The organism is Paenibacillus sp. FSL P4-0338 (genome assembly GCF_038002365.1).
Lineage (GTDB): Bacteria > Bacillota > Bacilli > Paenibacillales > Paenibacillaceae > Paenibacillus_AQ.
Map to the genome: position 1 here is coordinate 213,673 of NZ_JBBOCG010000002.1, position 22,810 is coordinate 236,482.

A 22,810-nucleotide genomic window follows, 5' to 3' on the forward strand; every position below is an offset into this window, starting at 1 on the left:
ATGCAACATTGCGGGCAATCAAACGAATAATTACAGTATTTTGATTTTATAGAAACAAATATGCTTGAGCGGCGTCTAAGATAGAAATCTATCATCCAGGGAGAGATCAAGAATGAACAAACTTTTGAAAATAGGCATATCAGGATTAGCCTTGACCCTAGTGTTTAGTGCGGGAGCCTTTGCGGCTACCGTCGCTCCAAAAATAATCGTAAATGGTAATCAAGTGAAAACTCAGACGCAGCCTAGGATTATTAATGGTACGGTATATGTCCCGATTCGGGCCGTTTCAGAAGGATTTGACGCCAGTATTCAGTGGGATAACACAAGTAAAACCGTATATGTGGATTCTGATCCGAATTTCGGAATGGAGCGCAGCAGCGTGGCTTATGTAGCGAACCGGAACCTGGCATACAGATGGATTATGGCGTATGACGAACGGGATTATCAGGGAGTGCTCGATGTAGTTACGCCTGATTTCAAGACGGACATCTATAACGAAAGCTTCCCGGCGGGAACGTATAATATGGAAACGATTGTTGATATGAAGCCTGTTGCAAGTACAGACAGCAGCTTAACGGTGCGGATTGTCCAGAGAGTGACTGCGGAGGATGAGTACAAGGTGAAGGTGGAGCGGTGGAATTTTGTTTTTGGGCAGGGGAAAATCAAGTCCGTGAAAAGGGTACCGGACACGGCAAAATATCTGGACCGGTACACCCTTTTCCCGGGGGCTAACTTTGGCATATAGGTTCCTTACTCCGGGATGGCCCGGATCAGATCCGTATAAGGGAGGCCGGAGAATTTAAAGGTTGTTACAGTGTCGTCGCTAAGCCTCTGATAACCGCTATACACCCCGTTGTCGTAGCTAAAAGAGTCCTGAAACAGATCGGAAATATACGCTGGCTGCACACCGCCGAACGTAGTTGCCGGATAACCGGGGATATCTGCCTCCGAAGCCTGCCATATGGCTGTTGCCGTTGTGCCTGTAATCTCAACCACAGTGGTTATTTCTCCATTGCTGTAGGCATAGCGGGTGGCGTCCTTTGAAGCAAAGGAGTAGGTGAAATATTGGGATCGATCACTTTGTACACTTGTACCAGGCTTGAAAGAGTAGCGAACCGGCAACGAAACGGCCGCCAGGCGGGCCTGTTTAAGGTCTGCTGAATGGATGACCTGGGCATCAGGAGTGAAATTCTTGGACTGAATGAAGATGATTTCTCTTATCTTTTCGTAGTACACACTGTATCCAAATGCCTCACTGATAAACTTTGCGGGAACCATGAGTCGTCCGTTGTAATTATTGGCTTCACTATCCATTTGTACCGGTACGCCATTCTTATAGGCAATCGATTGTCCCTGAGTCATTTCAAATTGGTCATTGGAGGAATTCGTAATCGTTACTGTATGGCGGATACCATTCCAGGAATAGTGGAGCCCCAGGGAAGCAAGCGTGCGGATGGGAATCATCGTTCGGCCAGCCAGTATGAAGGGACTGCGATCAGCGGAGATAAAAGCACCATCGATGTTCACCTGTATAGGTCTTGTGGTTGACCGGGCCGGGCTGGAAGCAGGGGCTGCCAGAATAACGTTGGGAAGCATAAGCATGAACAGCATAATGCAACAGGCAGGAAACCATCTTTTTAATGAAGACATAGACCAATCATTCCCTTCCAGTAATTTATATATATTGAGTATAACTTGAAATTAAAATTAGGATAAGTATGGGAGAAAGCATGAATAAAAAAGACTGGATTTTAGTAGCTTTAGTAGTTTCTCTATTCGGAAATGCTATGTTTTTTATGGAGTTTAAGCGTGTCAGTAGGAATGAAGAGTTGAGACATGAATTACTGAATGCTTACATCCAACGAGATCTAGTTCAACTTGAGGAAACTATACAGTATCAACAAGATCATAATTGGGAAAATGAAACTCTTGTAACACAGAAACTAGATGATGCGATCGATTCGATTATCTTACACAGTGGAATGGAAAGCGATAAGGGGAAGGAAGATATCCTAATGAAATTGTACGATTACATGAATGCGTTTAAGGCGGGTGACGGTACTTTTGATGTTAGCCTAAACGATAAGCAACGTGCTGATTACATCCATTTAGCTCAAAGGCTGCGTACTAACGGATGGAATTACGGTGTTGGATATGATATAAGCTGGGATGCTTTTGCTTCAAAAGTAAACAAGCTCATAGGAGAATCATAGAATTCATTACATTCACTGATTATAAGATTAAACTGAGAGAGTATGATTTCTTACCACTGTCCGCAAAAAAGCCCTCCAGATGCCGTTACGGCTGGTAGAGGGCTTATCAGTAATCTTGTATTTATTTCTTCACCACAGGAATCCATACCTCGCAGATTGACTCCTCATGTGTGTCGCCCGTCCAGTAGTACTTCTCCAGACAAGGCCCCTCCACTTGCTCAAAGCCTGACGACGGGAACCATTCCGAATAGATCCGCCGCCACACATTCAGAATCGCAAGGTCTAACTCTGTGTCCCCGGAAAATGAATCACGGCTTTCGAATACAGCATACGTCTGGTCAGGCACAGTCAGTTGGTCAAGCTCCTCCGGGACGTCCTGTCCTTCCGGCAGTTCCGTTCCCATCAGATACCGTTTGGTTCCGTCCTCGCTGAAGTCATAATAATAACCGAACAGCAGTGAACCTGCGGGTCTTCCGGCACATTCGTTAATCCGGTCATGCGTCCCATCGTTCCAGATTTTCTCTACAAACGCAGGGATTTCACTATAAGCATCCTGGTGGATAATAACCTCCTTACCCATGACTCTATAGCCCTTCTCTTGAACCATTCTGTAATTCATTTCGCTTTCCCCTTTGATTTGAATTTGAAAGGAAATGCGGGAGAACGATTTGAGCTTCACGTTCTTTTTCTTCGCCATATTGGGAGTCACCCCATGTACCCGCTGAAACGCTCTTGTGAAGGCCTCAGGCGTCTCGTACCCATACTTCAGCGCTATGTCGATCACCTTGCCGTCCGTTCCGGCCAGCTCTTCCGCCGCCAGTGTAAGCCGCCTGTTGCGTACATATTCGGTAACAGTGAACCCTGTCAAGACATGGAACATCCGCTGAAAATGGTACTTCGAGGTCATCGCCGCTCCGGCGATATCCTCGACGCCGATGGCGTTTTGCAGATTCTGCTCTACGTAATCAATCGCCTGCTGGAGCAGCCGTATCGTCTCCATCTCCTCATCTCCCTTTCACTATTCATTGTAGAGAAGCGGGCAGGGAAGGGCCTGACCGGGAATGCTCTGAGTTGTCCGGAGTTTTTAAAATATAAGAATTTATATGCTTTAGGCTATAAATTATCCTTCTAAGCGTCTCGCCTACATAAGCGGCAATAAACAGTTCAGGCTCTTCTTCCAGCACCTGCAGAAGGTCAGGACCAGTGTCCCCGTCCAGGCTTAATAGTTTTGCGGCTGCGAGAGAATCCTTCGTGCTTAGGCGTTCACAGCGGATATCTGATAGCTTCATTGGGTTTTGTGTCCTTCCCTGACTTTAATTCAAGCAGTCAATAATAGCATTATTAGCCGCGGTTTTCCACTTTCTTCCTCGTATTGCCCGGAAATCGGCTAGGTAAATTACGTTTTTCCAATTGTTTGTCCATCTGCCTCACTGTCGTAATCTTGCTCTCCTATTGCAATAGGCTGCATAAGCCGAAACGAATCGTTTATACTGGCGGTAAGAGGTGATGGGGATGGACCCGCAATTGTTCGAGCATATCTATGAAACGGTAGTGCGGCGCGAGCCGACCTATGACGGGATCTACTATACGGCGGTGCTGACGACCCATATTGTATGCCGTCCGTCCTGCCGGGCGAGAACACCGAAGGCAACGAATGTTATATTCTATGGCTCCTTGCAGGAGGCTATTTCGTCAGGCTTTCGTCCCTGCAAAAGATGCCGCCCCGAGGAAGGCGGCACCCTCCGGCCGGACGCGGTCCTGGCGGCGCAGGCAGATGCCATTATGGACGGGCGGTTCGGCAGCAAGCTGACCCTCCAGTCGATGGCCGCAGAGCTGAAGGTCAGCCCGTTCCACCTGCAGCGCACCTATAAGCGGGTTGCCGGCCTGTCACCTGCTGCCAGACTGGACACGCTGCGCACGGATGAAGCCTGCAGGCTGCTGACGCAGACTGCGGCGGGAATGGCTGAAGTTGGCGGGGCTGTGGGGTTCCGTACGCCCTCTCATTTTGCCGCCTGGTTCGTGAAGAAGACGGGGCTGTCCCCTACAGAGTACCGCAGCAAGCATAACGAAGGAGGAAACCAACATGAACCCAAGCCGGAATAACAGCCGGAGTACAAATACTATTACGATTTATCATCATACCCTGAATCCCGGAAACGGAGAGTGGACCCTGTGGGCCAGCGATAAAGGACTGATCCGCTTATCCTTCCCGCAGGACGAAGGGCAATTACCTGCCACATGGTTGAAAATGTATGCGCCTGCCCATGAGCTCATAGAGGATGCCGGTAGATTTGAGCAGCTTGGAGTGATAACGCTACTGGAGCGTTATTTTGCCGGAGAGCCGGTAGATTTCAGCAGTGTGGAGCTGGATCTGTGGGGCACTCCGTTTCAGCAGGAGGTGTGGCGGGGGCTGCTTACCATCCCGCATGGGGAGACGGCCAGCTACAAGCAATTAGCTGAGCGGATCGGCAGACCGTTGGCAGTTCGTGCTGTCGGTGCGGCCAACGGGCAGAACCCGGTGCCGGTTATTGTACCCTGCCACCGGGTGATTGGCGCGAACGGTACCTTAACCGGCTTCCGGGGCGGACTCCAGATGAAGCAGGAATTACTCCAGCTGGAGGGGATTCTGAATGTAAAGGCGGCTGGTCATGAACGATTTGCTTTTTGAGCTGCCGCTGCCGGCAGACTTTGACCTGGGGGCCTGTCTGGAGTACATGAACCGCTCGCCGCTGGAATGCCTGTTCCGCACGGATGAAGCAGGCGTCAGCCGGATGTTCAGGATAGAGGGCGGCCCGCTTCTGGTGAGGCTCAGTGTGTCCGAGGATCACAAGCTGTGTGTAACCCTGCTGCATGGGGCGATTCCTGGTGCACTGGAGCAGGAGGCGTTGGCCCGCTACATTGTGGAGTGGTTTGATCTGGACCGGGACCTTGCCCCGTTCTACACGCTGGCGGCAGCGGACCCGCTGCTCGGGCCGCTGGCAAGTGAGCACCGGGGGCTGCGGATCATCGGCATCCCGGATCTGTTCGAGGCGTTATGCTGGGCGATTCTGGGGCAGCAGGTGAATCTGGCTTTTGCCTACAGGCTGAAGCAGCGGCTGACCGCTGAATACGGGGAAGCGCTGGAATGGGAGGGGCAGACCTACTACCGGTTCCCCGCACCGCAGGTGTTCGCGCAGGTGCAGCTAGAGGAATTATGCGCTTTGCAGTTAACCCGCAGTAAGGCGCAGACGATTCTTACGGTCGCCGGGCTGATCGCAGCCGGGGAGCTGAGCCGGGAGGAACTCCTGGGGCTTCCGTCCCCGGCTGCCGCCGAGCAGCGGCTGCTGCAGATCCGCGGGATCGGCCCGTGGACCTCGCAATATGTCCGTATGCGCTGCCTGCGCGATGCATCCTCTTATCCGGTCGGCGATGTTGGCCTGCAGAACGTGATCAAGCATCTGACCGGCATGGACCGCAAGCCGACACCGGCGGAGCTGCTGGAGCTGGCCCGGCCGTGGCAAGGCTGGGAAGCATACGCCACCTTTTACTTGTGGCGGGCGTTATATTAGAACAAAGCCCTGTCTCGCCGGATTCCGGGGGACAGGGCTTTGTTTGCGTTGTTGCGGCTGATCTGCCCAATGCGGATGTGGTGGGAAAACCGACCACAAATGGACGGCGCGATGGCTACCGGGCCGAATGTAATCGAAAAACCGATTACAATGGACGGCGCGATGGCTGACGGGCCGAATGTAATCGAAAAACCGATTACATTCGGCCAGCGCACAGGCACATCGGCTTTGAGCATAGTATTTCCCCCAATGTGTGTTGCCCGCAATGCCCATCGGCCCGATGTTACCTCAGCCTCAACAGCCTCACCGCCCGTTCATCGTGAAGATCTGGAAGCATACGCCGAACTTATCGGTCACCATGCCGTATGCGGGACTGTAATAGGTAGGGGCCAGCTCGATGTCGACAGTTCCGCCTGCCTTCAGTGAGTTGAATAGCTGCTGTGCTTCAACCTCGGTTTCCACCGAGAGACACACATTGATGCTGTTGCCCCGGCTGCGCGGCATACCCGGCTCATAATCCGCCACAAAAAACTTCGTCTCTCCCGCCAGTAACACGGCATGGGCAATCTGCGCCTTCTCCTGCTCCGTCATGGGGGCGTCCGGATTCTGCGGGCCTTCGCCCATTGTTTGCTTGAACAGCACCACAGCGCCAAGCGCCTCCTGATAAAAGGCTATCGCCTCCTCAGCAGATCCATCCACCAGAATATAAGGGTTCATTTGCAGCTTCATGTCTTGTTCGCTCCTTGGAAGGTATATTTGCCTGTACTAACCGGCTATGGTTATAGTGTAGACTGTAATAGTGACAGGTCTTGTCATAGTTAAAATATAAATGGAGTGAACCCTGTGTCGAAATCCAAAAGGCTGCTGGACCTGATGATGACCGTCAACCGCAAGCGCAAATTCACCGTAAGGGAGCTGGCTGACGAATTCCAAGTCTCTTCACGCACAATCCTTAGGGATTTGCAGGAGCTGGGGGAGCTGGGCGTACCGCTCTATTCCGAAGTGGGGCCGCATGGAGGGTATCAGGTACTAAGCGAGAGAATCCTGCCGCCGATTGCGTTCACGGAGGAAGAGGCGGTGGCGATTTTTTTTGCCAGCCATGCCCTGCGCCATTATAAATATCTCCCCTTCAAGGAAGAATCCTTATCCGCCCTGCACAAATTCTATAACTACATGTCTGGCGATGTCCGTGACCGGATTGACGAGATGAAGCACCGGATCGATTTCCTGACCCCGGCGCGGCAGGCGGAATTCCCTTATCTGCCCCAACTGCTGGAAGCGGCCACCGGGCAAAAAGTGCTGCTGATCGATTACCAGTCAAAGGCCCGGCGGCAGCAAAGGTGGATTCAGCCCGTCGGCATCTATGCCAGTAACGGCCTGTGGTATTGTCCGGCGTATTGTTTCCTGCGGAGCGGCATCCGGATCTTCCGCTGTGACCGGATTCAGTCTGCCGGATATGATGAAGCGGGACCGGCCGCGCTTGATCTTCGTCATATCCACTTGGACAATATGGAGGAATACGGCAGTCCGCCGCCGCCGCAGACAGAGCATAGACTTATCAAGCTATACGTGGAGCTGGGCAGTGAGGGGGTTCAGGCCTGCGAAGGGGAGGTATGGTCCCCGGTGCTGCTGCATATGCGTGAAGATGGCACAGGCTGGCTGGAGGGCGAGATTCCGGGAAGTGATCTGGGCTTCTTCGCGCGTTTTGTGATGGGCCTATGCAGCGAGGCTACGGTGCAGGAGCCGCCGGAGCTGGTGGCTGAGGTGAAGCGGACGCTTGCGGATATGCTGGAGAAGTATAGTTGATCTAAAAGCCCTTAAGATATTAGGCAGCTCCTGCACCCGTCACCGACCTCTCGCTGGAGATAAAAGTAGCTGATTGTATTTCCTGCAACAGAAAGCTTATATTTGACCGTAAAATGATATTCTGTTGTATTTCGTACATTAGAACATGGCATTTTGGGCGAAAAATAGTCTCTGTTCAACAATCCATTGTACCGAATACAATAGAATCTATTTCGAAGCTGTTTTGACACCATTCCATTGTACAGAATACAGTTACTGCTGTTCCAGCGCCTATAGTATCCGAATGTTTGCGCAGGAATGAGGTTTAAATCTGATGCATGCTAGCCCAGCCATGCCACCGCCAATCTGCGGATGCCTTCATCGATCAGATCCTCGGCGATCCCGCCGAAGCCCAGGATGAATTCAGGCTGATCGTAGTCCGGCTTGCCCCACCAGGTGTAGGACATGGGGGTAACGCGAATGCCCTCGGCTTCCGCTGCGGCAGCAAGCTCCCTGGCGCTGGTGCTAATGCTAACTCTGCTGCTGACTCTGGAGCCAACTTCTGCTTCGGGCGGCTTAAAGGTCAGCAGCAGATGGAATCCGGCATCCGTTCCGCTGAGTACTGCGGCATCGCCGAAATGCTGCCTGACCGAACGCAGCAGCAGGTCATGCTTGCGCTGATAGAGCAGGCGCATCCGGCGCAGGTGCTGCTCGAAATGCCCCCGCTCCATGAAATAATGCAGCGCAATCTGATGCAGCCGTGAGGCTGAATGCTCCAGGTACAGCTCGCTTCTCAGGCTGTGATAATCCGGCAGCAGCTCCTCCGGCAGAACCATATAGTGAATACATAAGGCAGGGGTTACTGACTGGGCGAAGCTGCACATATAGATTACCGGGCTGCCCTCAGCAAGCCCTTGCAGTGCGGGGATCGGCCGCCCGTGATATCGGAATTCCCCGTCATAATCATCCTCGATGATATATCCGCCCGTTGACCGGGCCCACTCCAGCAATGCGAGGCGTTTGGTGATCGGCATGGTCATTCCCCGGGGAAACTGGTGGGACGGCGAGATGTACACAGCATCTGCCCCGCTGCTGTAGAGCTTGTCTAGCTGCAATCCATCCTCCTCCAGCGAAATCGGCAGGATGCTGTATCCGCTGCGCCGGAATGCCGCCGGCAGCAGGTGGTACCCCGGATCTTCGATACCCAGTCTGTTAACCCTTCCCTTCAGCAGCAGACATAGCAAAGAACACAGCGTATACTGGTCGCCGCCGACTACAATCTGCTTCTCTGTGCAGCGCAGCCCGCGGAATTGCCGCAGATGGGCGGCGATGCTTGCGCGGAGGGCAGGCTCTCCTTGGGGGTCGCCGTACTGGAGCAGGTCTGGATTCGCCAGCTGCTCCTGGTAGAGACTGCGCCATATTTTATGCGGGAACAGGGAGAAATCATTGTGCGACATATGGAAATCATACGCGTAGTGCCGTGAATCCCGGGGCGTGATCGGGCGGGGGGCCGGACGGGGCCGTTCCCCGCCAGGAGCAGTGCTGCCTTCCTGGTGAACGGGCAGGATGTAATAGCCGCTGCGCGGCTTGCTGGCGATGAAGCCCTCTGCCAGAAGCTGCTGGTAAGCAAGCTCCACCGGAGTGGCGCTGATTCCGCATAACGCCGCCAGACGGCGGATAGAAGGCAGGCGCATCCCGCTCTGGAGGCTGCCGCTCAGGATTGCTTTTGCCAGATAATCATAGAGCTGTATATAGTAAGGGGTCTCGCTGTGTTCATTCAGATCCGGGACAAGCAGCATGCTTCACCTTCCATCTGTCCTTTGAAATTGGACGTTTCTGTATATTTTATAGTATACAGATTTATATTACGATAAAAGCAATTACGACAGTGGGAGTGGACAGAGATGAACGGTCATTCAAGGCTTGTAACAGGGGATAAGGTATATTTGCGCCCGCTTAACGGGGAAGATGCCGAAATGTATTACCATATGTTCTATGGCACGGAAGTCCGCAGGCTTACAGGAACGAAAAAGCATATCACCAAGGAGCAGATTGAGCAGTATATTGCCCATAAATCCGGGGATGACAGTACGGTGCTGCTGCTGATCGCGCTGAAGGAGAACGACGAGATTATCGGCGACATCGCCATTCAGGATATCGATGGGGATAACCGGAATGCCAATCTGCGGATCGCCATCGGGGACGAGCGGCATCAGGGACAAGGATACGGGCGCGAAGCGCTGCTGCTTATGCTGGATTACGGCTTCGGCATTCTGAATCTGCACAGGATTGAGCTGGAGGTCTACAGTTATAATGCCCGTGCTGCGCATGTCTATGAGTCCATCGGTTTTGTGCAGGAGGGGGTACGGCGTCAGACGCTGTTCTATAACCATGAGTATCATGATGTGATTATGATGGGCATGCTGGAGAGTGAATACCGGGAGCGTTATTTGAAGTAGAACAGGAAGGTCAAATAAGGTCAAATATTTAATAATGTTAAAATTTATTATAAAAAACGAGCCGAAACGCCGGATTTTCCCGGATTTTCGGCTTATACCGGTTTTGTTTTCTCCGGGGGTGCAGGCTATAATAAAGCCATAGGTCAGACAAAGTCAAATGAGAGGAGAATGAAAGATGTTTGATTTGGTTCCTTTTGGTAAACGTAGAGATGATGCTTTTGGTGTGCTGGCGAAGTCGCTGAACGAAGTGTTTAATGATGATTTTTTCGCACCGCTGACAAGTAACGCGCTGTCTTTCCGGACCGACATCCGGGAGAGTGAAGGAGCATATCTGATCGAGGCCGAGCTTCCGGGCTTCCGCAAAGAAGAAATCGACATTGATTATTCCAGCCCTTACCTCTCGATCAAGGCGGTTCGCACAGAAGAGAGCAATGAGGAGAATAAGGAGCATCAGATGGTGCGCCGCGAACGGCGGGTTGGCGAATATGTACGCCGGTTCTACGTCCAGGATATTGCAGAGGAAGACATCCGTGCTTCTCTGAAGGACGGTGTGCTGAGCCTGGAGGTGCCGAAACGGCAGAAGTCCCAGGGCAAACGGATCGAAATTCAGGACGGCGGCGATGCTTAAGGGCCGGAAAGAGCTTTAGTAAGCGTCAGGGCAGCCTTAAGAGGCAGATGGACCTCCAAGTCCGGTTGAAGCTGCCGCTTCCGCAGGAACTCAGGGCTTAGCGGCTGAAGCCGCTGGCCTATCCGGTTCACCGGGCGGCAGCAGGATTTTACCGGGCTTTTCATATAGCACTTCATATTAGACGCATTGTAGTGGGGGTTCCGGCTATAATGCGTCTTTTCCCGGAGGAAGATGGAAGGTTCTCATTACACGAAAGGAGGAGGTCCCGGTGGCGGCAAATTACTATGAGCATCTTGGGGTAGATCAGAAGGCCTCGAAGCAGGAGATCAAGAAGGCCTATCAGAAGCTGGCCAAAAAATGGCATCCCGATGTCAACAAGGCCCCGGAGGCAGAGGAGAAATTCAAGGAAGCAGCCGAGGCATATGAGGTGCTGGGCGATGAAGCGAAGCGCAAAATCTATGATGAGGAGCTCCGCTATGGAGCCGCAGCAGGCTCACGGGGTCAGCGCAGCCATGGATCAGCCTCCTCTGCGTCATGGGAAACGCCGTTTGGCGCGGGCTGGAGCAGCGGAGCCGCCTCTTCCGGTGGTATACCCGAAGAGGATCTGTTCGGGATGTTCTTCGGTAGCCGGGGCGCGGCTGACCGCGCCGGCTTCTTCTCGGGCGGCAGTGGCGCCCGTCCAGGCGGAAGCCCGTGGGGGGATGAGTTCAGTACGATGCAGGCCCAGCTTGAGATTACGCTGGAGCAGGCCTACAAAGGCGGTAATATCAGCGTTCAGGCGGCAGGCAAGGACCTGAATGTACAGATTCCTGCACGCTCGGCGGAAGGGACCGTCATTCGGGTACCCGGCGGTGGAAGCGGAGCCGGGCAGGGCAGCGATCTGCTAATCTCGCTGCATCTCCTGCCGCACGAGATCTATGATCCGGACGGCGGGGATCTGCTCGGCACGGTTGAGATCGCCCCCTGGCAGGCTGTGCTTGGCGGGGAAGCCAAGGTGGCGCTCCCGGACGGCAGCAGCGTGAAGCTGAAGATCCCTGCCGGTATAGCCAGCGGCGGATCGCTGCGCCTCTCCGGCAAGGGGCTGAGACGTCCGGACGGAACGAATGGTGACATCCTGTTCCGGATGGAGATGGTCATTCCGGCCGGAACGACCGAGGCAGAGAAGAAGCTGTACCGCCAGCTGGCGGAGTCCGGGAGCTTTCAGGCGGGTGCGAAACGGCGCACCTCCGGCGGAGCGCAGCGGCGCAGAGCCGCAACACGGTAAGGCATATTCTGATTCAGTAAATAACAGCCGGGCATCCGGCTGATTAACATATACATTGTAGAAAGGCGATGATTCTAATGGATTTCAATAAACTTACCCAGAAGCTGCAAGAGGCCGTGGCGGAGGCACAGTCGCTGGCGGCTTCCGGCGGGCATCAGGAGATTGACAATCTTCATCTGCTGAAGGCCTTGCTGCACCAGCATGAGGGCCTGCTGCCCCGGCTGCTGCAGAAGATGAATGTTCCCGCAGCCGAGCTGCTGCAAGGTACGGAGGCGTTGCTCCAGCGCAAACCCAGCGTAAGCGGGAGCGGAGCAGGCACCATGCGGCGGTATGCCTCGCCTGCGCTGATTGCCATGCTGGAGCAGGCGGAGCAGGAAGCGGCCAAGATGCAGGACGAATTCGTTGCGGTGGAGCATGCGGTCCTGGCGATGGCCTCGGATTCAAGCAGCGGGAACCGCGAGCTGCGCGGATTATTCACCAGCCGGGGCGTTACCCGGGAGAAGCTGCTCGGTGTGCTTGCGGAGATCCGCGGACACCAGCGGGTGACCAGCCGGGAGCCGGAGGCAACTTATGAGGTACTGGAGAAGTACGGCCGCGATCTCGTAGCCGAGGTGCGGGCAGGCAAGATCGATCCGGTCATCGGACGCGATGCTGAGATTCGCCGGGTGATCCGCATCCTCTCCCGCAAGACCAAGAATAACCCTGTCCTGATCGGAGAGCCGGGTGTCGGCAAGACAGCAATTGTCGAAGGGCTGGCCCACCGGATTGTCCGCCGGGATGTGCCGGAGGGACTGAAGGACAAGACGATTTTCTCGCTGGATATGAGTGCACTGATTGCCGGTGCGAAATACAGGGGGGAATTCGAGGAGCGGCTGCAGGCGGTGCTGAAGGAGATCCGCGAGAGTGACGGGCGGATTATCCTGTTCATTGACGAGCTGCATACGATTGTTGGTGCAGGCAAGACAGAGGGAGCCATGGATGCGGGTAACATGCTGAAGCCGATGCTGGCCCGGGGCGAGCTGCATTGTATCGGGGCGACCACGCTGGATGAGTACCGCAAATATATCGAGAAGGACCCGGCGCTCGAACGCCGCTTCCAGCAGGTGTTGGTCAGTGAGCCGGATGTCGAGGATACCATTTCGATTCTGCGCGGCTTGAAGGAACGCTTCGAGGTGCATCACGGGGTCAAAATCTATGACAGCGCTCTGGTCGCAGCCGGTGTACTGTCTAACCGTTACATCACCGACCGCTTCCTGCCGGATAAGGCGATTGACCTGGTCGATGAAGCCTGCGCGATGATCCGCACGGAGATTGACTCCATGCCCGGCGAGATGGATGAGGTGACCCGCCGTCTGATGCAGATGGAGATTGAGGAGGCTGCGCTCAAAAAAGAAACTGACGACGCCAGTGCGCGCCGTCTGGAGAACCTCCAGCGGGAGCTGGCCGACCTCAAGGAGAAGCATCTGGGGATGACAGCCCGCTGGGAGAAGGAGAAATCGGCCATTCAGGGCATCCGCGACCTGAAAAAGCGGCTGGAGCAGGCCCGCAAGGATCTGGTCGATGCGCAGGAGATCTATGATCTCAACAAATCGGCTGAATTAAGCTATGGGATTATTCCTGATCTGGAGCGGCAGCTTAAGGGCGCGGAGGAAGCGGCGCAGCAGGATCAGGAGACCCGGCTGCTGCGTGAAGCCGTGACGGAGGAGGAGATCGCCGATATTGTCTCGCGCTGGACGGGAGTTCCCGTAAGCAGACTGGTGGAAGGCGAGCGGGATAAGCTGCTGCGGCTGGAGGATACGCTGCATGAGCGGGTAGTCGGGCAGGATGAGGCGGTCCGGCTGGTAGCCGATGCCGTTCTTCGGGCAAGAGCCGGCATCAAGGACCCGAACCGTCCGATCGGCTCGTTCCTGTTCCTCGGGCCGACCGGGGTCGGGAAGACGGAGCTGGCCAAAGCGCTGGCGGTATCGCTGTTCGACCGCGAGGACGGCATGATCCGTATCGATATGTCGGAGTATATGGAGAAGCATAGTGTCTCCCGCCTCGTGGGTGCTCCTCCGGGATATGTCGGCTATGAAGAAGGCGGCCAGCTGACCGAAGCGGTGCGCCGCCAGCCGTATACGGTGGTGCTGCTGGATGAGGTGGAGAAGGCGCACCCGGATGTATTCAACATTTTGCTGCAGCTGCTGGATGACGGACGGATGACCGATTCGCAGGGCCGGATGGTCGACTTCAAGAACACGATCATCATCATGACTTCCAACATCGGCTCGCCTCATCTGATTCAGGGCACGGACGACAACGGCGAGCTGACCGAAGCCGTGAAGGACCGGGTCATGAAGGAGCTGAGCGGACATTTCCGTCCGGAGTTCCTGAACCGGGTGGATGATATCGTGATGTTTAAGCCGCTGACACTGGGCGAGACCCAGAGAATTGTGGTTAAGCTGGTCGATGGCCTGCGTCTGCGTCTCTCCGAGCGGAACATCGGTCTTAAGCTGAGTGACAAGGCGGTCCGCTTCATTGCCGAGGAAGGCTTCGATTCCGTCTATGGGGCTAGACCGCTGAAGCGGTTCATTCAGCGCAGCCTGGAGACCCGGGTAGCGCGCGCGCTGATCGCCGGAGAAGCGGAAGAAGGCTCGGTAATGACGGTGGACGAAGCGGACGGCGAGCTGACCGTTGCAATAGCGAAATCAGAGTCTGCGAAGACAGTAGGATCGATGTGAAATGTAATGGGCCCCGGCGCCTCCCCTAAGGAGACAGCGGCAATCTACAAAGCATCCACAAAAAGCGTTCTGCCTTATTGAGGCGGAACTGCCCATGCTAGCGGTGCGGGGCAACGCTAGCATGGGCCTTTGGCGCTTTTACAGACCTCCCGGCTAGGCCTTTGGTATAGTCCAATCAGCATCTGACTGAGACTATACGACGATTCTTTGTAAATATGTGGTTGAAATGTTGTCATGGCTGGGGCTACCGGGTAATAGAAATGATTAGAACTTTCGAATATGGCTGGATTTGAAGCAGAAGCCAAGGAAACGGGGGGAGAGATCATGGCGGCACAGACGGTATCCGGTATCAGCCCGGTACAGGCCACTACAGCTTATGGCAGCACACAGAGTGATGTCAGTTCTCTGGAGAAGCAGCGCAACCGGCTGCTGATGGAGCTGGACAAGGTGAATGCGGCGCAGGGCGGAGAGATGCAGACTCCTTATCGCCGGGAGCAGCTGCAGCGGCAAATACGGCAGCTGGAGGCCCATCTGGTGCAGAAAAGCGGGAGTACCGCTTCGGCTTCATTTGTACCTGCTCCCCCGCTTCAGGATCATACTCCGCCCTGGCGGACTGAGGGAAAGGGAGGCCTTAAGGGCATCGGTCTGACCGATCCCCGGACAGCGACAGTAGACGCAGAGGGCCATTTCGACGCGTTGATTTAGATAAGGGAGTAGTGAACCCAATCCTTCCCTTTGACCGCGTTCATGTTTTCAAAGAAGCTTTGAGCACGTTTGTTATTAGTAGAAGTAATCCAAGTCATGTTGGCATATCCATGATTCTGTGAGTACTGTTGACATGCCAGGAATAGTTGTGATTCCACTTCGGTATCTCTAAAGGGTTCTCTTACGAAGAGGTCGTTCATAACACTGATTTTATCTGCTTTCATAGTGCTGAATGTAAAGAATAGGGTAGCAAAGCCGACCAACTCTCCATTCTGCTCTGCCACGAGCTGCACCCCCTGCTGCTGGTCAAAAAGGGTCTGGATTAAAGAGCTGATTTTATCGGCAGGAGGTTTGGGGTTCTGATAAAAACCAACGATGTATTCATACATCAGCTCGGTCAGACTGCTTATATCATTAGGCTCAGCGTTTCTGATTATTAATGGCATAGGTGTGCTCCTTCTTTGTGAATATTGAATAATAATACAACTATTAGTATAATAACTCAACACGTGATAGACATATCCGACAAAAAAGGCCATCCATAAAGGATGACCATATCCAAAATCTAAAGGATTCTCATTATATTGTTAGAAACAGCCGGATAGTGTTCGAATATTTGCAGATCATGGAATGGGAGCGGAATGAATCCGTTGTGATGAGCCTCATTTAGAAACATTTCGTTATTTTCTGTACTCGAAAAAACCCCGTTCGGCCGATTGCTTAGCAAATTATCGCACCAGTAGCATTCATCGCCGGTAATTATATAGTTGGTATGAACCGATTCAAAGTAAACCACCGACGAACCAGGGCTATGCCCGCCGATCACCTTGAATCTGAACTGGTTGTCGTAAATATATTCGTTGTCTACGGTGACAACCCGGCCTTGAAGCAGCTTCTCCTTGATGGCCGGCGAGCATTGCTGTAGCGCAGTTTCATAGTCGGTTTTTGAAATGATAATTTCAGGTTTATCAAACAAGTCAAGATTCTCAATATGGTCAAAGTGACTATGCGTAATGATGACTGTATCTACGGAGCTTAGATTGCCAATGATGCCTCTTAACTCGTCTGCAACGTCTGTTAGTGTAATTCCCCATTGCTGTGCCACATTCTCATCGCGTAAGCCTGTATCGATACAGATTGTTTTATTATTATGCTTGGCAATATAAAATGACCACGCAATCTGGACTGCTTCCTCCGAATGTTTCATATCGCGGTATATGTTGCTTAAGCGAAATGAAGATTCACCAATTTTTACGGCGTAGAGTTCCATGGATGGGTTCCGCCCCTTCTTGTGGCATTCGAGTTATACAATGTAAGATTCAATATTTAATGAGTGTACCCCATTTCGCCGTGCCCGGTCTAGAGTCTCGATGGAAGCCTCGATAATGGTGCGGATATCGGTGCCGGCTCCGAACGGACCGACCAGACCTCCGATGTAACATCCCATGGGCCTCAAGCAGCCGATAGCGGTGAAATCGAAGCTTTTCATATCGTTTATGATGCTTTGGGCAGCCAAGCTGGCACTGTCCTTGTCCGCTATGGCGAACACAATGAATTCATCCCCGTGTGCGCGTCCAATCGTAGCATGACCCAGATGCTTATGGACGGCCGCTTTAATTAATTGATAGCAGGCGACAATGACTTTATCCCCTATGTCGAAGCCGTAGTCGTCATTCACTTGTTTGAAGTGGCTGATATCGAAGCGGATCACCGAGTGGATATCACTGCCCGCAGATTCTGCTGCAATACCGGCTACATTTTCGAGGAACATTTCCATATTGGGCATGTTCTTTTTGATTACATGTATATCTGTTAGCCCTAGCTTCTGTAAATGGATGGTCTTATTCATTTCGAACCCTTCCTTCTCAATGAGGGTAATTAGACGGTCTATGGCCAGTTTCTTCTGGATTTGTTCATTTAAGGCCGACGTAATCCCGATGCGCTTGCGTACAAGCTGACGGATGAGGATTAGGCTGTCCACAGGTCCGCTTAAGAGCTCCCTGATTTCTCCCAGAGTGAAATCGAGGCTCTTCAGAATCATGATCCAGTTCAGAGGATGTGATTGCTCCGGGGTATAGAAGCGGTAGCCTGTCCCGGGATCGATCGCTGCGTCATGAAGCAGACCGATCTCGTCGTAGTGCCGGAGCATTTTGGTGGTAACCTTATTCAGTTCTGCGAACTCTCCGATCTTCAACGCATGAACACCCTTTCATAAGTTATTCCGGCCGGAACTTCTTATAGTAACCATAAACCTTACCCTAGCAGGAATGTCAATACCTAGGGTACAGCCGGCATGAATGCCGGTCTTGCCTGATAGATTAGCTATTCCTAATAGATAACAAGCGGGCAGTGCCACTATAGGGTGGCATTTGCCCGCTTGTTCATGTGCTATCCCCGGCCTGTATGAAGTTAAGAATCTCCGTCACAATATGTGAAATGACATCCTCCCGCGGGAGAAGAATGCACTGACTGACCATTTCGATGTCCTCCTGAAATAGTTCAATGATCTGGAGCATGGCCTCCGGCTGTTTCAGACGGACGCCTGTCAGAAGGTCTGCGAATTCGCTGTCTGTGATAGCTGCTGGAGCATTTTTTGCTTCCATTTGTTAACCCCCTGTTGACTCATATGCAGCTGTGCCGCGACCTCAGCTTCTGTCATTTCCTGCAGATAAATCTTCTGCAGAATCACCTTTCCTTTGGTTGGAAGTGTATCTAATAGCTGCTCAACGGACAACCGGTTAATCATCTCCTCCGTTTCATCCCGCTGAGCCGGGCGGATATCCATGAAGGTACATTCATGCCGTCGGGTTCGCTTGCTGCGGTATTGTAAGCGCCAGCCGATTCGATAGATTTCCTGCCGGTAACGCTGTATCATTTGCTGTTCCATTGCCGTTACGCCTCCTCATCTATATATCTTTCTAATAATAGGGAAATATTAGGCTATATTTTACAAAAGAAATACGAACTTATGTTCTGTTATTTTAGCATATTTGCCTGCACACCTATAGTAATTTATTTCCTGAAGCTTATTCGCAAAAAAAGAAGAAGCTCCGATAGGGAGCTTCTTTCGTTCTTCTTATGACTAGTTTTGCGCCTTATTCGCTCCAAGGAACCAGCCGGGGATGCGGATCTAGGATAGACTGGTACTGCTCCTTCCAGCCGTACTGGGCGTCCGGGTCCAGCAGCATATAACGCAGATATTTCTCCAGACGGAATTCCGGCTTCGACCAGCCAAGATGCTTCAGACGCAGGTTGCTTAACTGATGGGACAGCTCGAAGATATTCTCCGGCAGCCGCCCGCAGTGCTGCGGCAGATCATTCCAGGCATAGTTGAAGTCTTCCCGGTAACGGAGCAGGAACGGGCGGTAGCTCTGGTGAGCCTGCCAGTAGCTGTCCTCGCGGTAGCTGGCCTCATCCCAGAAGTCGTAGAGCCGGAAGCAGAATAAGTCGCAATCTGCTGTCCGTAGCAGGGAATCAATCTCCTCTGGAAAACATGACTCGAACAGCTCATCCCCGTCCAGATTGAGAATCCACTCGGGCCGGGTCCTAACCACCGCCTCCCACTGCTGCTTGCGCAGCTCTGATTCATTATGGAAGCGGGAGACAGGGTTCTGTATCAGGTGGAGCGGAATCCCCTCAAGAGCCTCCCGGCAGATATCGGCTGTATCATCTGTGCTTGCATCATCGATAATGACGGCCTCATCGATGTACTTACGATGCTCCTCGAGCACCTGGCGCAGGAACCTGGTGCCTTCATTCTTGACGATCATCGTGAGAGTCAGCTTGGGCCGGCGGGAAGCAGGAACTGCCGGATTCTTCTTCTCCGCTCCGGTTACGTCACCGCCTGCGTCAGAAGGCAGAGGCTCCTTGGACAAGTGCTGCCGGGCTTCGGCTTCGGTCCACAGCACCTCCCACTGCGCTGCTGCCTCCTGCACTCTTTTGTCAGCGGGGGGCTGAGCCGTCTCTGCGCAATCTGGCAGATCATCATCAGCGGTTGTATCACTATCTTCAAAGATGGGTGCTTCGTGTGAGGCCTCCGGCTCTGCTTCCGTGCCCGAGGTGTGCCGGATGAACTCCGCCACCAGATCCAGATCGCTGTCTCTGTAGAGGTGCAGCGCCGGGAAGTGGGTATCCACGAAAAGTGGAAAGCCGAGCGCCGCTGCACGGATGCAGAAATGACGGTCCTCTCCCCAGTAGGAGATATTACGGACCGGATCGTAGCTGATCCCGGAGCTGAGGGCTGAGCCGCTGATCAGTGTGCAGGCGCCAAGTCCGCCAACCTCATAGATACCTGGTTGCTGCATCTTCTGCAAAAAAGCAAAAAAGCGGCGCTGAATCTCCTCCGGCGAGAGCTGCTCCCCCGGATGGATCTCCCACTGGTTGTATTCGTCATGCATCCATACCTGCGGCTGCAGCAGTGTATTCGGCTGCCACTGTGTCCAGAAAATCTCGGAGATAATATCCTTGCCTGTACCGATCAGGTGCACCAGTGTATCCGGGTGGAGAATCAGATCGGAATCAATCAGGAACAGGTAGTCATAGCCGAAGGCCTCCGCCCGCCGGATCATCAGATTCTTGAATCCGGCTACCTTCCAGATCAGATTAGAGTGCCAGACATGCGTATGCTCATCACGGATATAGTCATCATGGTAGCCGGAGGATTGCAGGAAGACGGATCTGCCGTTCCGGGCGAACTGCTGCAGCAGCCCGCTTGCGGCTTCATCCGGGTTATCGTCAATCAGATAGAAATCAAGATCGATATCCTTCAGGTTCAGACGCAGCAGAGAGTTCAGGAATTGCTCCAGGATCGCCGGTTTTTGATGGATTGGGCTGCCGAGCAGCACCCGGATTCTATTCGGATTCATAGCAGGCCACTCCAGAATAAGGTCAACATGATAGAACATCCCCTTGGATTCGCAAATAGTTGATATCAATTATATGTATTCGATATTTTCAGAGAAGTACCGGACTTTCCCCATTTCCCCGAAATAATAACCTGTATGTATAGAGGAGAGCCGTATTGCCGTCTGCCCTGAGCTGTTGTACAATACCGCTAATATATATAATTCCCGGAAGAGGGCAGGCAGGAGTGAGAGGATGGACAAGCCAACGTTAAAAGTACAGCAATTGATCAATGTCCTCCTGGCGATGAATCCGCGCGCTGAGGTGTTCCTGCATATGGAGGGCGGAGAGCTTAGGCCACTCGTGGACGAGGATATCGAGGAGATTTATGCGCCGTTGCATCCTGCCAAGACGGCCGTCTATATCGGTGCACCGTCAGACAATGCAGGCCGTGTAGAGGAGGAGTCGCCATGAAGCAGGCTCTGATCCGTCTGGAGCAGGGACCGGAGATTCGGCTGCAGCTGTTCGAACAGGAGGCGCCGGGAACTGTAGCCAATTTCGCAAAGCTTGCGAACAGCGGCTTTTACAACGGTCTGTCCTTTCAGCGTGTGGTTCGCGGCTTCGTCGCCCAGGGAGGCTGCCCGGAGCGCAACGGCAGAGGCGGCACAGATCCCATTCCCTGTGAGACGCAGGGGAATCCCCATAAGCATGTGCGCGGGGCGCTGTCTATGGCGCATTTTGGACCAGGTACGGGGTCCTGCCAGTTTTTTATCTGTTATGATACGTTCGATTATCTGGATGGCTGGCATACGGTATTCGGCAGGGTCACAGAAGGCATGGAGCATGTCGATGCCCTGCGGCGCGGAGCGGTCATGCAGGAGGTCCGCGTCTGGTAAAGTCTATGGTAAATTCATACATTGTAATTCCGAGTATTCCGATATATAATTGCTCAACAACGAGTAACAATGCTCATAGACATGGAGGAAGAGACAATGCGTAAAGGGATAACCGGGGTTGCTATTCTAATATTATTAACACTGATGATCAGTGCATGTTCCAATGGGAATAACGCTTCATCTACCAATGCCGCACAGACGCCGGCTGCATCACAAGAGCCAGCTGCCGGCGAACCGAAGGATGGAGGCAGTCTGATTATAGGGGTCGCTTCCGATCCGGTGGTACTGAACCCGAACTATGCGGGTGACCGTGTCAGCCTAACCATTGACCAGGCACTGTATGCTCCGCTGTTCCAGGTGAACAATGGCAAGAAGACCTTCTACCTGGCAGACAGCCTAACACCGTCAAGCGATAATCTGACGTATACATTGAAGCTTAAGGATGGATTGACTTGGCATGATGGAGAGAAGCTGACGGCAGATGACGTTGTGTTCACCATCGACAGTATTCTTGACGAGAAGCAGAACAGCTTCCTGCGGGCCAACTTCCTGATCGGCGACAAGGCGATCAAGGCCGTCAAGGTCGATGACCTAACTGTGGAGTTCAAGCTGCCTCAGGTCAGCCCGGCTTTTGAAGCAACGCTGGTACAGGTGTTCCCGATTCCGAAGCACATTTACGAGAATGAGACCAACATTGAGAAGAGCACCAAGAACGCTTCTCCTGTCGGCTCCGGTCCCTTCAAATTCAAGGAATACAAGGCCGGCGAGTACCTGACGCTGGAACGCTTCGATAACTACTTCGGCGGCAAGCCGCATCTCGATTCGGTCACTTACCGGATTGCCAAGGATACCAATGCTGCGAATCTGGCTCTGCAGAACGGCGAGATTAATGTGCAGTATCTGGACCCGAAGGATGTTCCTACGATTCAAGCGACGAATAATTTTGAGATTCTCCCGTATAGCGAAGGCCGCCTCGCTTATCTCATGTTCAATGCGAACAGCGATACCGGCGCCCTCGCCAAAAAAGAAGTCCGTCAAGCCCTGTCCCTGGCCCTTAGCCGCGACGAGCTGATCCAGACAGCTTACACTTCCAGCGAATATGCTGATCCGGCAAAGTCTTTCCTGACACCGGATGCGCTGTACTTCACGAACGAAGTCCCTACCTTTGACAATGATGCTGCCAAGGCGAAGGAACTGCTGGCTTCTGCCGGTGAGAGCAACCTGAAGCTCCGGTATATCGTACAGAGCGGGAACAAGGCGCAGGAAGCCATCTCGCTGTATGTGCAGCAGAAGCTGAAGGCAATCGGCGTAGAGGTTGAATTGCAGAACATGGATTCCTCGGCCTGGGTGCAGAAATTCATTGATTTGAAGGCTACCGATTATGAGCTGGCCCTGACCGGCTATATCATGGGGTATGATCCGGATGCGTACCGTATCCTGTTCACTACGGGCAGCTCATCCAATTACTCGCATTATTCCAACAGTGAAGTTGACAAGCTGATGAATGATGGTGCAGGCGAAGCAGATCCGGCCAAGCGTGCAGAGATCTACAAGAAAGCACAGGAACTGGTAGCCGAAGATGCTCCGATCTATCCGATCGCTTATACAAAGACTGTTGTAGCTATCTCTAAGACTTACGGCGGAGTTGATGAGGCTGTCCTGAAGCCGGTCGTCATCTTCGAAGACCTGTCCAAGATTTACAAGAAATAATCCGCCTCACAAAATAAGCAAGGTAAAAAAATAAGCTGGT

The 22,810-nt window shown here is 53.0% G+C and carries 26 protein-coding genes; 14 read left to right on the forward strand and 12 right to left on the reverse strand.

Features of this window, described 5'->3' with window-relative positions:
- Positions 1 to 112: 112 nt before the first annotated feature.
- The gene (locus MKZ07_RS24985) at positions 113 to 745 is read left to right on the forward strand and encodes a copper amine oxidase N-terminal domain-containing protein (RefSeq protein ID WP_341028329.1); all 633 of its coding nucleotides are present in this window, start codon (positions 113 to 115) and stop codon (positions 743 to 745) included.
- Positions 746 to 750: 5 nt separating this feature from the next.
- Here MKZ07_RS24985 and MKZ07_RS24990 read toward each other — a convergent pair whose 3' ends face one another.
- Complete coding sequence (locus tag MKZ07_RS24990; RefSeq protein ID WP_341028331.1) at positions 751 to 1,596, reverse strand: copper amine oxidase N-terminal domain-containing protein; 846 nt, start codon at positions 1,594 to 1,596, stop codon at positions 751 to 753.
- A gap of 134 nt (positions 1,597 to 1,730) precedes the next feature.
- Here MKZ07_RS24990 and MKZ07_RS24995 point away from each other — a divergent pair, with 134 nt between their 5' ends.
- Positions 1,731 to 2,213, forward strand: a complete 483-nt coding sequence (locus MKZ07_RS24995) for a hypothetical protein (RefSeq protein WP_341028333.1) — start codon at positions 1,731 to 1,733, stop codon at positions 2,211 to 2,213.
- A gap of 121 nt (positions 2,214 to 2,334) precedes the next feature.
- Here the strand turns inward: MKZ07_RS24995 and MKZ07_RS25000 are convergent, their stop codons facing one another.
- Complete coding sequence (locus MKZ07_RS25000) at positions 2,335 to 3,213, reverse strand: AraC family transcriptional regulator (RefSeq protein ID WP_036695526.1); 879 nt, start codon at positions 3,211 to 3,213, stop codon at positions 2,335 to 2,337.
- Between the two features lie 22 nt (positions 3,214 to 3,235).
- Positions 3,236 to 3,502, reverse strand: a complete 267-nt coding sequence (locus MKZ07_RS25005) for a hypothetical protein (RefSeq protein WP_076155647.1) — start codon at positions 3,500 to 3,502, stop codon at positions 3,236 to 3,238.
- A 223-nt stretch (positions 3,503 to 3,725) separates the two neighbouring features.
- On the opposite strand from MKZ07_RS25005, the gene MKZ07_RS25010 reads away from it, so the two are divergent.
- The 3 genes from MKZ07_RS25010 to MKZ07_RS25020 are packed head-to-tail and all read left to right on the forward strand — an operon-like array spanning position 3,726 to position 5,761.
- Entirely contained in the window at positions 3,726 to 4,316 is a 591-nt protein-coding gene (locus MKZ07_RS25010) for a bifunctional transcriptional activator/DNA repair enzyme AdaA (protein ID WP_051493571.1), read from the forward strand.
- Positions 4,297 to 4,881, forward strand: a complete 585-nt coding sequence (locus MKZ07_RS25015; RefSeq protein ID WP_083677835.1) for a methylated-DNA--[protein]-cysteine S-methyltransferase — start codon at positions 4,297 to 4,299, stop codon at positions 4,879 to 4,881. The genes MKZ07_RS25010 and MKZ07_RS25015 overlap by 20 nt, the downstream gene beginning before the upstream one ends.
- The gene (locus tag MKZ07_RS25020) at positions 4,862 to 5,761 is read left to right on the forward strand and encodes a DNA-3-methyladenine glycosylase family protein (RefSeq protein WP_036695529.1); all 900 of its coding nucleotides are present in this window, start codon (positions 4,862 to 4,864) and stop codon (positions 5,759 to 5,761) included. The genes MKZ07_RS25015 and MKZ07_RS25020 overlap by 20 nt, the downstream gene beginning before the upstream one ends.
- Here the strand turns inward: MKZ07_RS25020 and MKZ07_RS25025 are convergent.
- Both MKZ07_RS25025 and MKZ07_RS25030 read right to left on the reverse strand, forming a co-directional pair.
- A complete protein-coding gene (locus tag MKZ07_RS25025; protein ID WP_341028336.1) occupies positions 5,758 to 5,997 on the reverse strand; it encodes a hypothetical protein in 240 nt (79 codons plus the stop codon). The genes MKZ07_RS25020 and MKZ07_RS25025 overlap by 4 nt on opposite strands.
- A 67-nt stretch (positions 5,998 to 6,064) precedes the next feature.
- Complete coding sequence (locus tag MKZ07_RS25030; protein WP_341028338.1) at positions 6,065 to 6,490, reverse strand: VOC family protein; 426 nt, start codon at positions 6,488 to 6,490, stop codon at positions 6,065 to 6,067.
- Positions 6,491 to 6,604: 114 nt separating this feature from the next.
- On the opposite strand from MKZ07_RS25030, the gene MKZ07_RS25035 reads away from it, so the two are divergent.
- Entirely contained in the window at positions 6,605 to 7,567 is a 963-nt protein-coding gene (locus MKZ07_RS25035) for a helix-turn-helix transcriptional regulator (RefSeq protein ID WP_076155638.1), read from the forward strand.
- Between the two features lie 320 nt (positions 7,568 to 7,887).
- On the opposite strand, the gene pdxR is transcribed toward MKZ07_RS25035, so the two are convergent.
- On the reverse strand, positions 7,888 to 9,345 hold the full coding sequence (gene pdxR / locus MKZ07_RS25040; RefSeq protein WP_341028341.1) for a MocR-like pyridoxine biosynthesis transcription factor PdxR: 1,458 nt from the start codon (positions 9,343 to 9,345) through the stop codon (positions 7,888 to 7,890).
- 105 nt (positions 9,346 to 9,450) lie between these two features.
- On the opposite strand from pdxR, the gene MKZ07_RS25045 reads away from it, so the two are divergent.
- From MKZ07_RS25045 to MKZ07_RS25065, 5 genes are all read left to right on the forward strand, one after another.
- Complete coding sequence (locus MKZ07_RS25045; protein WP_076155634.1) at positions 9,451 to 10,005, forward strand: GNAT family N-acetyltransferase; 555 nt, start codon at positions 9,451 to 9,453, stop codon at positions 10,003 to 10,005.
- Between the two features lie 175 nt (positions 10,006 to 10,180).
- Positions 10,181 to 10,633 (forward strand): Hsp20/alpha crystallin family protein, encoded by a 453-nt coding sequence (locus tag MKZ07_RS25050; RefSeq protein WP_076155631.1) that lies wholly within the window; start codon positions 10,181 to 10,183, stop codon positions 10,631 to 10,633.
- A 268-nt stretch (positions 10,634 to 10,901) separates the two neighbouring features.
- Positions 10,902 to 11,897, forward strand: coding sequence for a DnaJ C-terminal domain-containing protein (locus tag MKZ07_RS25055; protein ID WP_341028343.1), 996 nt, complete (start codon positions 10,902 to 10,904; stop codon positions 11,895 to 11,897).
- Positions 11,898 to 11,974: 77 nt separating this feature from the next.
- Positions 11,975 to 14,617 (forward strand): ATP-dependent chaperone ClpB, encoded by a 2,643-nt coding sequence (gene clpB, locus MKZ07_RS25060; RefSeq protein ID WP_076155626.1) that lies wholly within the window; start codon positions 11,975 to 11,977, stop codon positions 14,615 to 14,617.
- A 324-nt stretch (positions 14,618 to 14,941) separates the two neighbouring features.
- The gene (locus tag MKZ07_RS25065) at positions 14,942 to 15,322 is read left to right on the forward strand and encodes a hypothetical protein (protein WP_156949641.1); all 381 of its coding nucleotides are present in this window, start codon (positions 14,942 to 14,944) and stop codon (positions 15,320 to 15,322) included.
- Here MKZ07_RS25065 and MKZ07_RS25070 read toward each other — a convergent pair.
- From MKZ07_RS25070 to MKZ07_RS25095, 6 genes are all read right to left on the reverse strand, one after another.
- Positions 15,319 to 15,768, reverse strand: a complete 450-nt coding sequence (locus tag MKZ07_RS25070; protein WP_036695538.1) for a GNAT family N-acetyltransferase — start codon at positions 15,766 to 15,768, stop codon at positions 15,319 to 15,321. The two genes, MKZ07_RS25065 and MKZ07_RS25070, sit on opposite strands and share 4 nt — an antisense overlap.
- A 119-nt stretch (positions 15,769 to 15,887) precedes the next feature.
- Complete coding sequence (locus tag MKZ07_RS25075) at positions 15,888 to 16,592, reverse strand: MBL fold metallo-hydrolase (RefSeq protein ID WP_341028346.1); 705 nt, start codon at positions 16,590 to 16,592, stop codon at positions 15,888 to 15,890.
- 33 nt (positions 16,593 to 16,625) lie between these two features.
- Entirely contained in the window at positions 16,626 to 17,516 is an 891-nt protein-coding gene (locus MKZ07_RS25080) for a diguanylate cyclase domain-containing protein (RefSeq protein ID WP_051493572.1), read from the reverse strand.
- A 187-nt stretch (positions 17,517 to 17,703) separates the two neighbouring features.
- Positions 17,704 to 17,925, reverse strand: a complete 222-nt coding sequence (locus MKZ07_RS25085; RefSeq protein ID WP_156949642.1) for a hypothetical protein — start codon at positions 17,923 to 17,925, stop codon at positions 17,704 to 17,706.
- A complete protein-coding gene (locus MKZ07_RS25090) occupies positions 17,868 to 18,209 on the reverse strand; it encodes a sigma factor-like helix-turn-helix DNA-binding protein (protein ID WP_036695540.1) in 342 nt (113 codons plus the stop codon). Before MKZ07_RS25090 ends, MKZ07_RS25085 begins: the two co-directional genes overlap by 58 nt.
- A gap of 208 nt (positions 18,210 to 18,417) precedes the next feature.
- Complete coding sequence (locus MKZ07_RS25095) at positions 18,418 to 20,187, reverse strand: glycosyltransferase family 2 protein (RefSeq protein ID WP_341028349.1); 1,770 nt, start codon at positions 20,185 to 20,187, stop codon at positions 18,418 to 18,420.
- A 232-nt stretch (positions 20,188 to 20,419) separates the two neighbouring features.
- Here MKZ07_RS25095 and MKZ07_RS25100 point away from each other — a divergent pair, with 232 nt between their 5' ends.
- From MKZ07_RS25100 to MKZ07_RS25110, 3 genes are all read left to right on the forward strand, one after another.
- Positions 20,420 to 20,638 carry a hypothetical protein gene (locus MKZ07_RS25100; RefSeq protein ID WP_036695542.1) on the forward strand — a complete coding sequence of 73 codons (219 nt, stop codon included), beginning with the start codon at positions 20,420 to 20,422 and terminating at the stop codon, positions 20,636 to 20,638.
- Complete coding sequence (locus MKZ07_RS25105) at positions 20,635 to 21,060, forward strand: peptidylprolyl isomerase (protein ID WP_036695543.1); 426 nt, start codon at positions 20,635 to 20,637, stop codon at positions 21,058 to 21,060. The genes MKZ07_RS25100 and MKZ07_RS25105 overlap by 4 nt, the downstream gene beginning before the upstream one ends.
- A 96-nt stretch (positions 21,061 to 21,156) precedes the next feature.
- Positions 21,157 to 22,770: an ABC transporter substrate-binding protein gene (locus MKZ07_RS25110; protein WP_036695544.1), complete on the forward strand. Its 1,614-nt coding sequence runs from the start codon at positions 21,157 to 21,159 to the stop codon at positions 22,768 to 22,770.
- Positions 22,771 to 22,810: the final 40 nt, after the last annotated feature.

Excerpts from the sequence above, each read along its gene's own strand:
- MKZ07_RS24985 (WP_341028329.1), top strand. The coding sequence starts at position 113 with ATGAACAAACTTTTGAAAATAGGCATATCAGGATTAGCCTTGACCCTA.
- MKZ07_RS24990 (WP_341028331.1), bottom strand. The coding sequence starts at position 1,596 with ATGCTTCCCAACGTTATTCTGGCAGCCCCTGCTTCCAGCCCGGCCCGG.
- MKZ07_RS24995 (WP_341028333.1), top strand. The coding sequence starts at position 1,731 with ATGAATAAAAAAGACTGGATTTTAGTAGCTTTAGTAGTTTCTCTATTC.
- MKZ07_RS25000 (WP_036695526.1), bottom strand. The coding sequence starts at position 3,213 with ATGGAGACGATACGGCTGCTCCAGCAGGCGATTGATTACGTAGAGCAG.
- MKZ07_RS25005 (WP_076155647.1), bottom strand. The coding sequence starts at position 3,502 with ATGAAGCTATCAGATATCCGCTGTGAACGCCTAAGCACGAAGGATTCT.
- MKZ07_RS25010 (WP_051493571.1), top strand. The coding sequence starts at position 3,726 with ATGGACCCGCAATTGTTCGAGCATATCTATGAAACGGTAGTGCGGCGC.
- MKZ07_RS25015 (WP_083677835.1), top strand. The coding sequence starts at position 4,297 with ATGAACCCAAGCCGGAATAACAGCCGGAGTACAAATACTATTACGATT.
- MKZ07_RS25020 (WP_036695529.1), top strand. The coding sequence starts at position 4,862 with ATGAACGATTTGCTTTTTGAGCTGCCGCTGCCGGCAGACTTTGACCTG.
- MKZ07_RS25025 (WP_341028336.1), bottom strand. The coding sequence starts at position 5,997 with ATGCTCAAAGCCGATGTGCCTGTGCGCTGGCCGAATGTAATCGGTTTT.
- MKZ07_RS25030 (WP_341028338.1), bottom strand. The coding sequence starts at position 6,490 with ATGAAGCTGCAAATGAACCCTTATATTCTGGTGGATGGATCTGCTGAG.
- pdxR (WP_341028341.1), bottom strand. The coding sequence starts at position 9,345 with ATGCTGCTTGTCCCGGATCTGAATGAACACAGCGAGACCCCTTACTAT.
- MKZ07_RS25045 (WP_076155634.1), top strand. The coding sequence starts at position 9,451 with ATGAACGGTCATTCAAGGCTTGTAACAGGGGATAAGGTATATTTGCGC.
- MKZ07_RS25050 (WP_076155631.1), top strand. The coding sequence starts at position 10,181 with ATGTTTGATTTGGTTCCTTTTGGTAAACGTAGAGATGATGCTTTTGGT.
- clpB (WP_076155626.1), top strand. The coding sequence starts at position 11,975 with ATGGATTTCAATAAACTTACCCAGAAGCTGCAAGAGGCCGTGGCGGAG.
- MKZ07_RS25065 (WP_156949641.1), top strand. The coding sequence starts at position 14,942 with ATGGCGGCACAGACGGTATCCGGTATCAGCCCGGTACAGGCCACTACA.
- MKZ07_RS25070 (WP_036695538.1), bottom strand. The coding sequence starts at position 15,768 with ATGCCATTAATAATCAGAAACGCTGAGCCTAATGATATAAGCAGTCTG.
- MKZ07_RS25075 (WP_341028346.1), bottom strand. The coding sequence starts at position 16,592 with ATGGAACTCTACGCCGTAAAAATTGGTGAATCTTCATTTCGCTTAAGC.
- MKZ07_RS25085 (WP_156949642.1), bottom strand. The coding sequence starts at position 17,925 with ATGGAAGCAAAAAATGCTCCAGCAGCTATCACAGACAGCGAATTCGCA.
- MKZ07_RS25090 (WP_036695540.1), bottom strand. The coding sequence starts at position 18,209 with ATGGAACAGCAAATGATACAGCGTTACCGGCAGGAAATCTATCGAATC.
- MKZ07_RS25095 (WP_341028349.1), bottom strand. The coding sequence starts at position 20,187 with ATGAATCCGAATAGAATCCGGGTGCTGCTCGGCAGCCCAATCCATCAA.
- MKZ07_RS25100 (WP_036695542.1), top strand. The coding sequence starts at position 20,420 with ATGGACAAGCCAACGTTAAAAGTACAGCAATTGATCAATGTCCTCCTG.
- MKZ07_RS25105 (WP_036695543.1), top strand. The coding sequence starts at position 20,635 with ATGAAGCAGGCTCTGATCCGTCTGGAGCAGGGACCGGAGATTCGGCTG.
- MKZ07_RS25110 (WP_036695544.1), top strand. The coding sequence starts at position 21,157 with ATGCGTAAAGGGATAACCGGGGTTGCTATTCTAATATTATTAACACTG.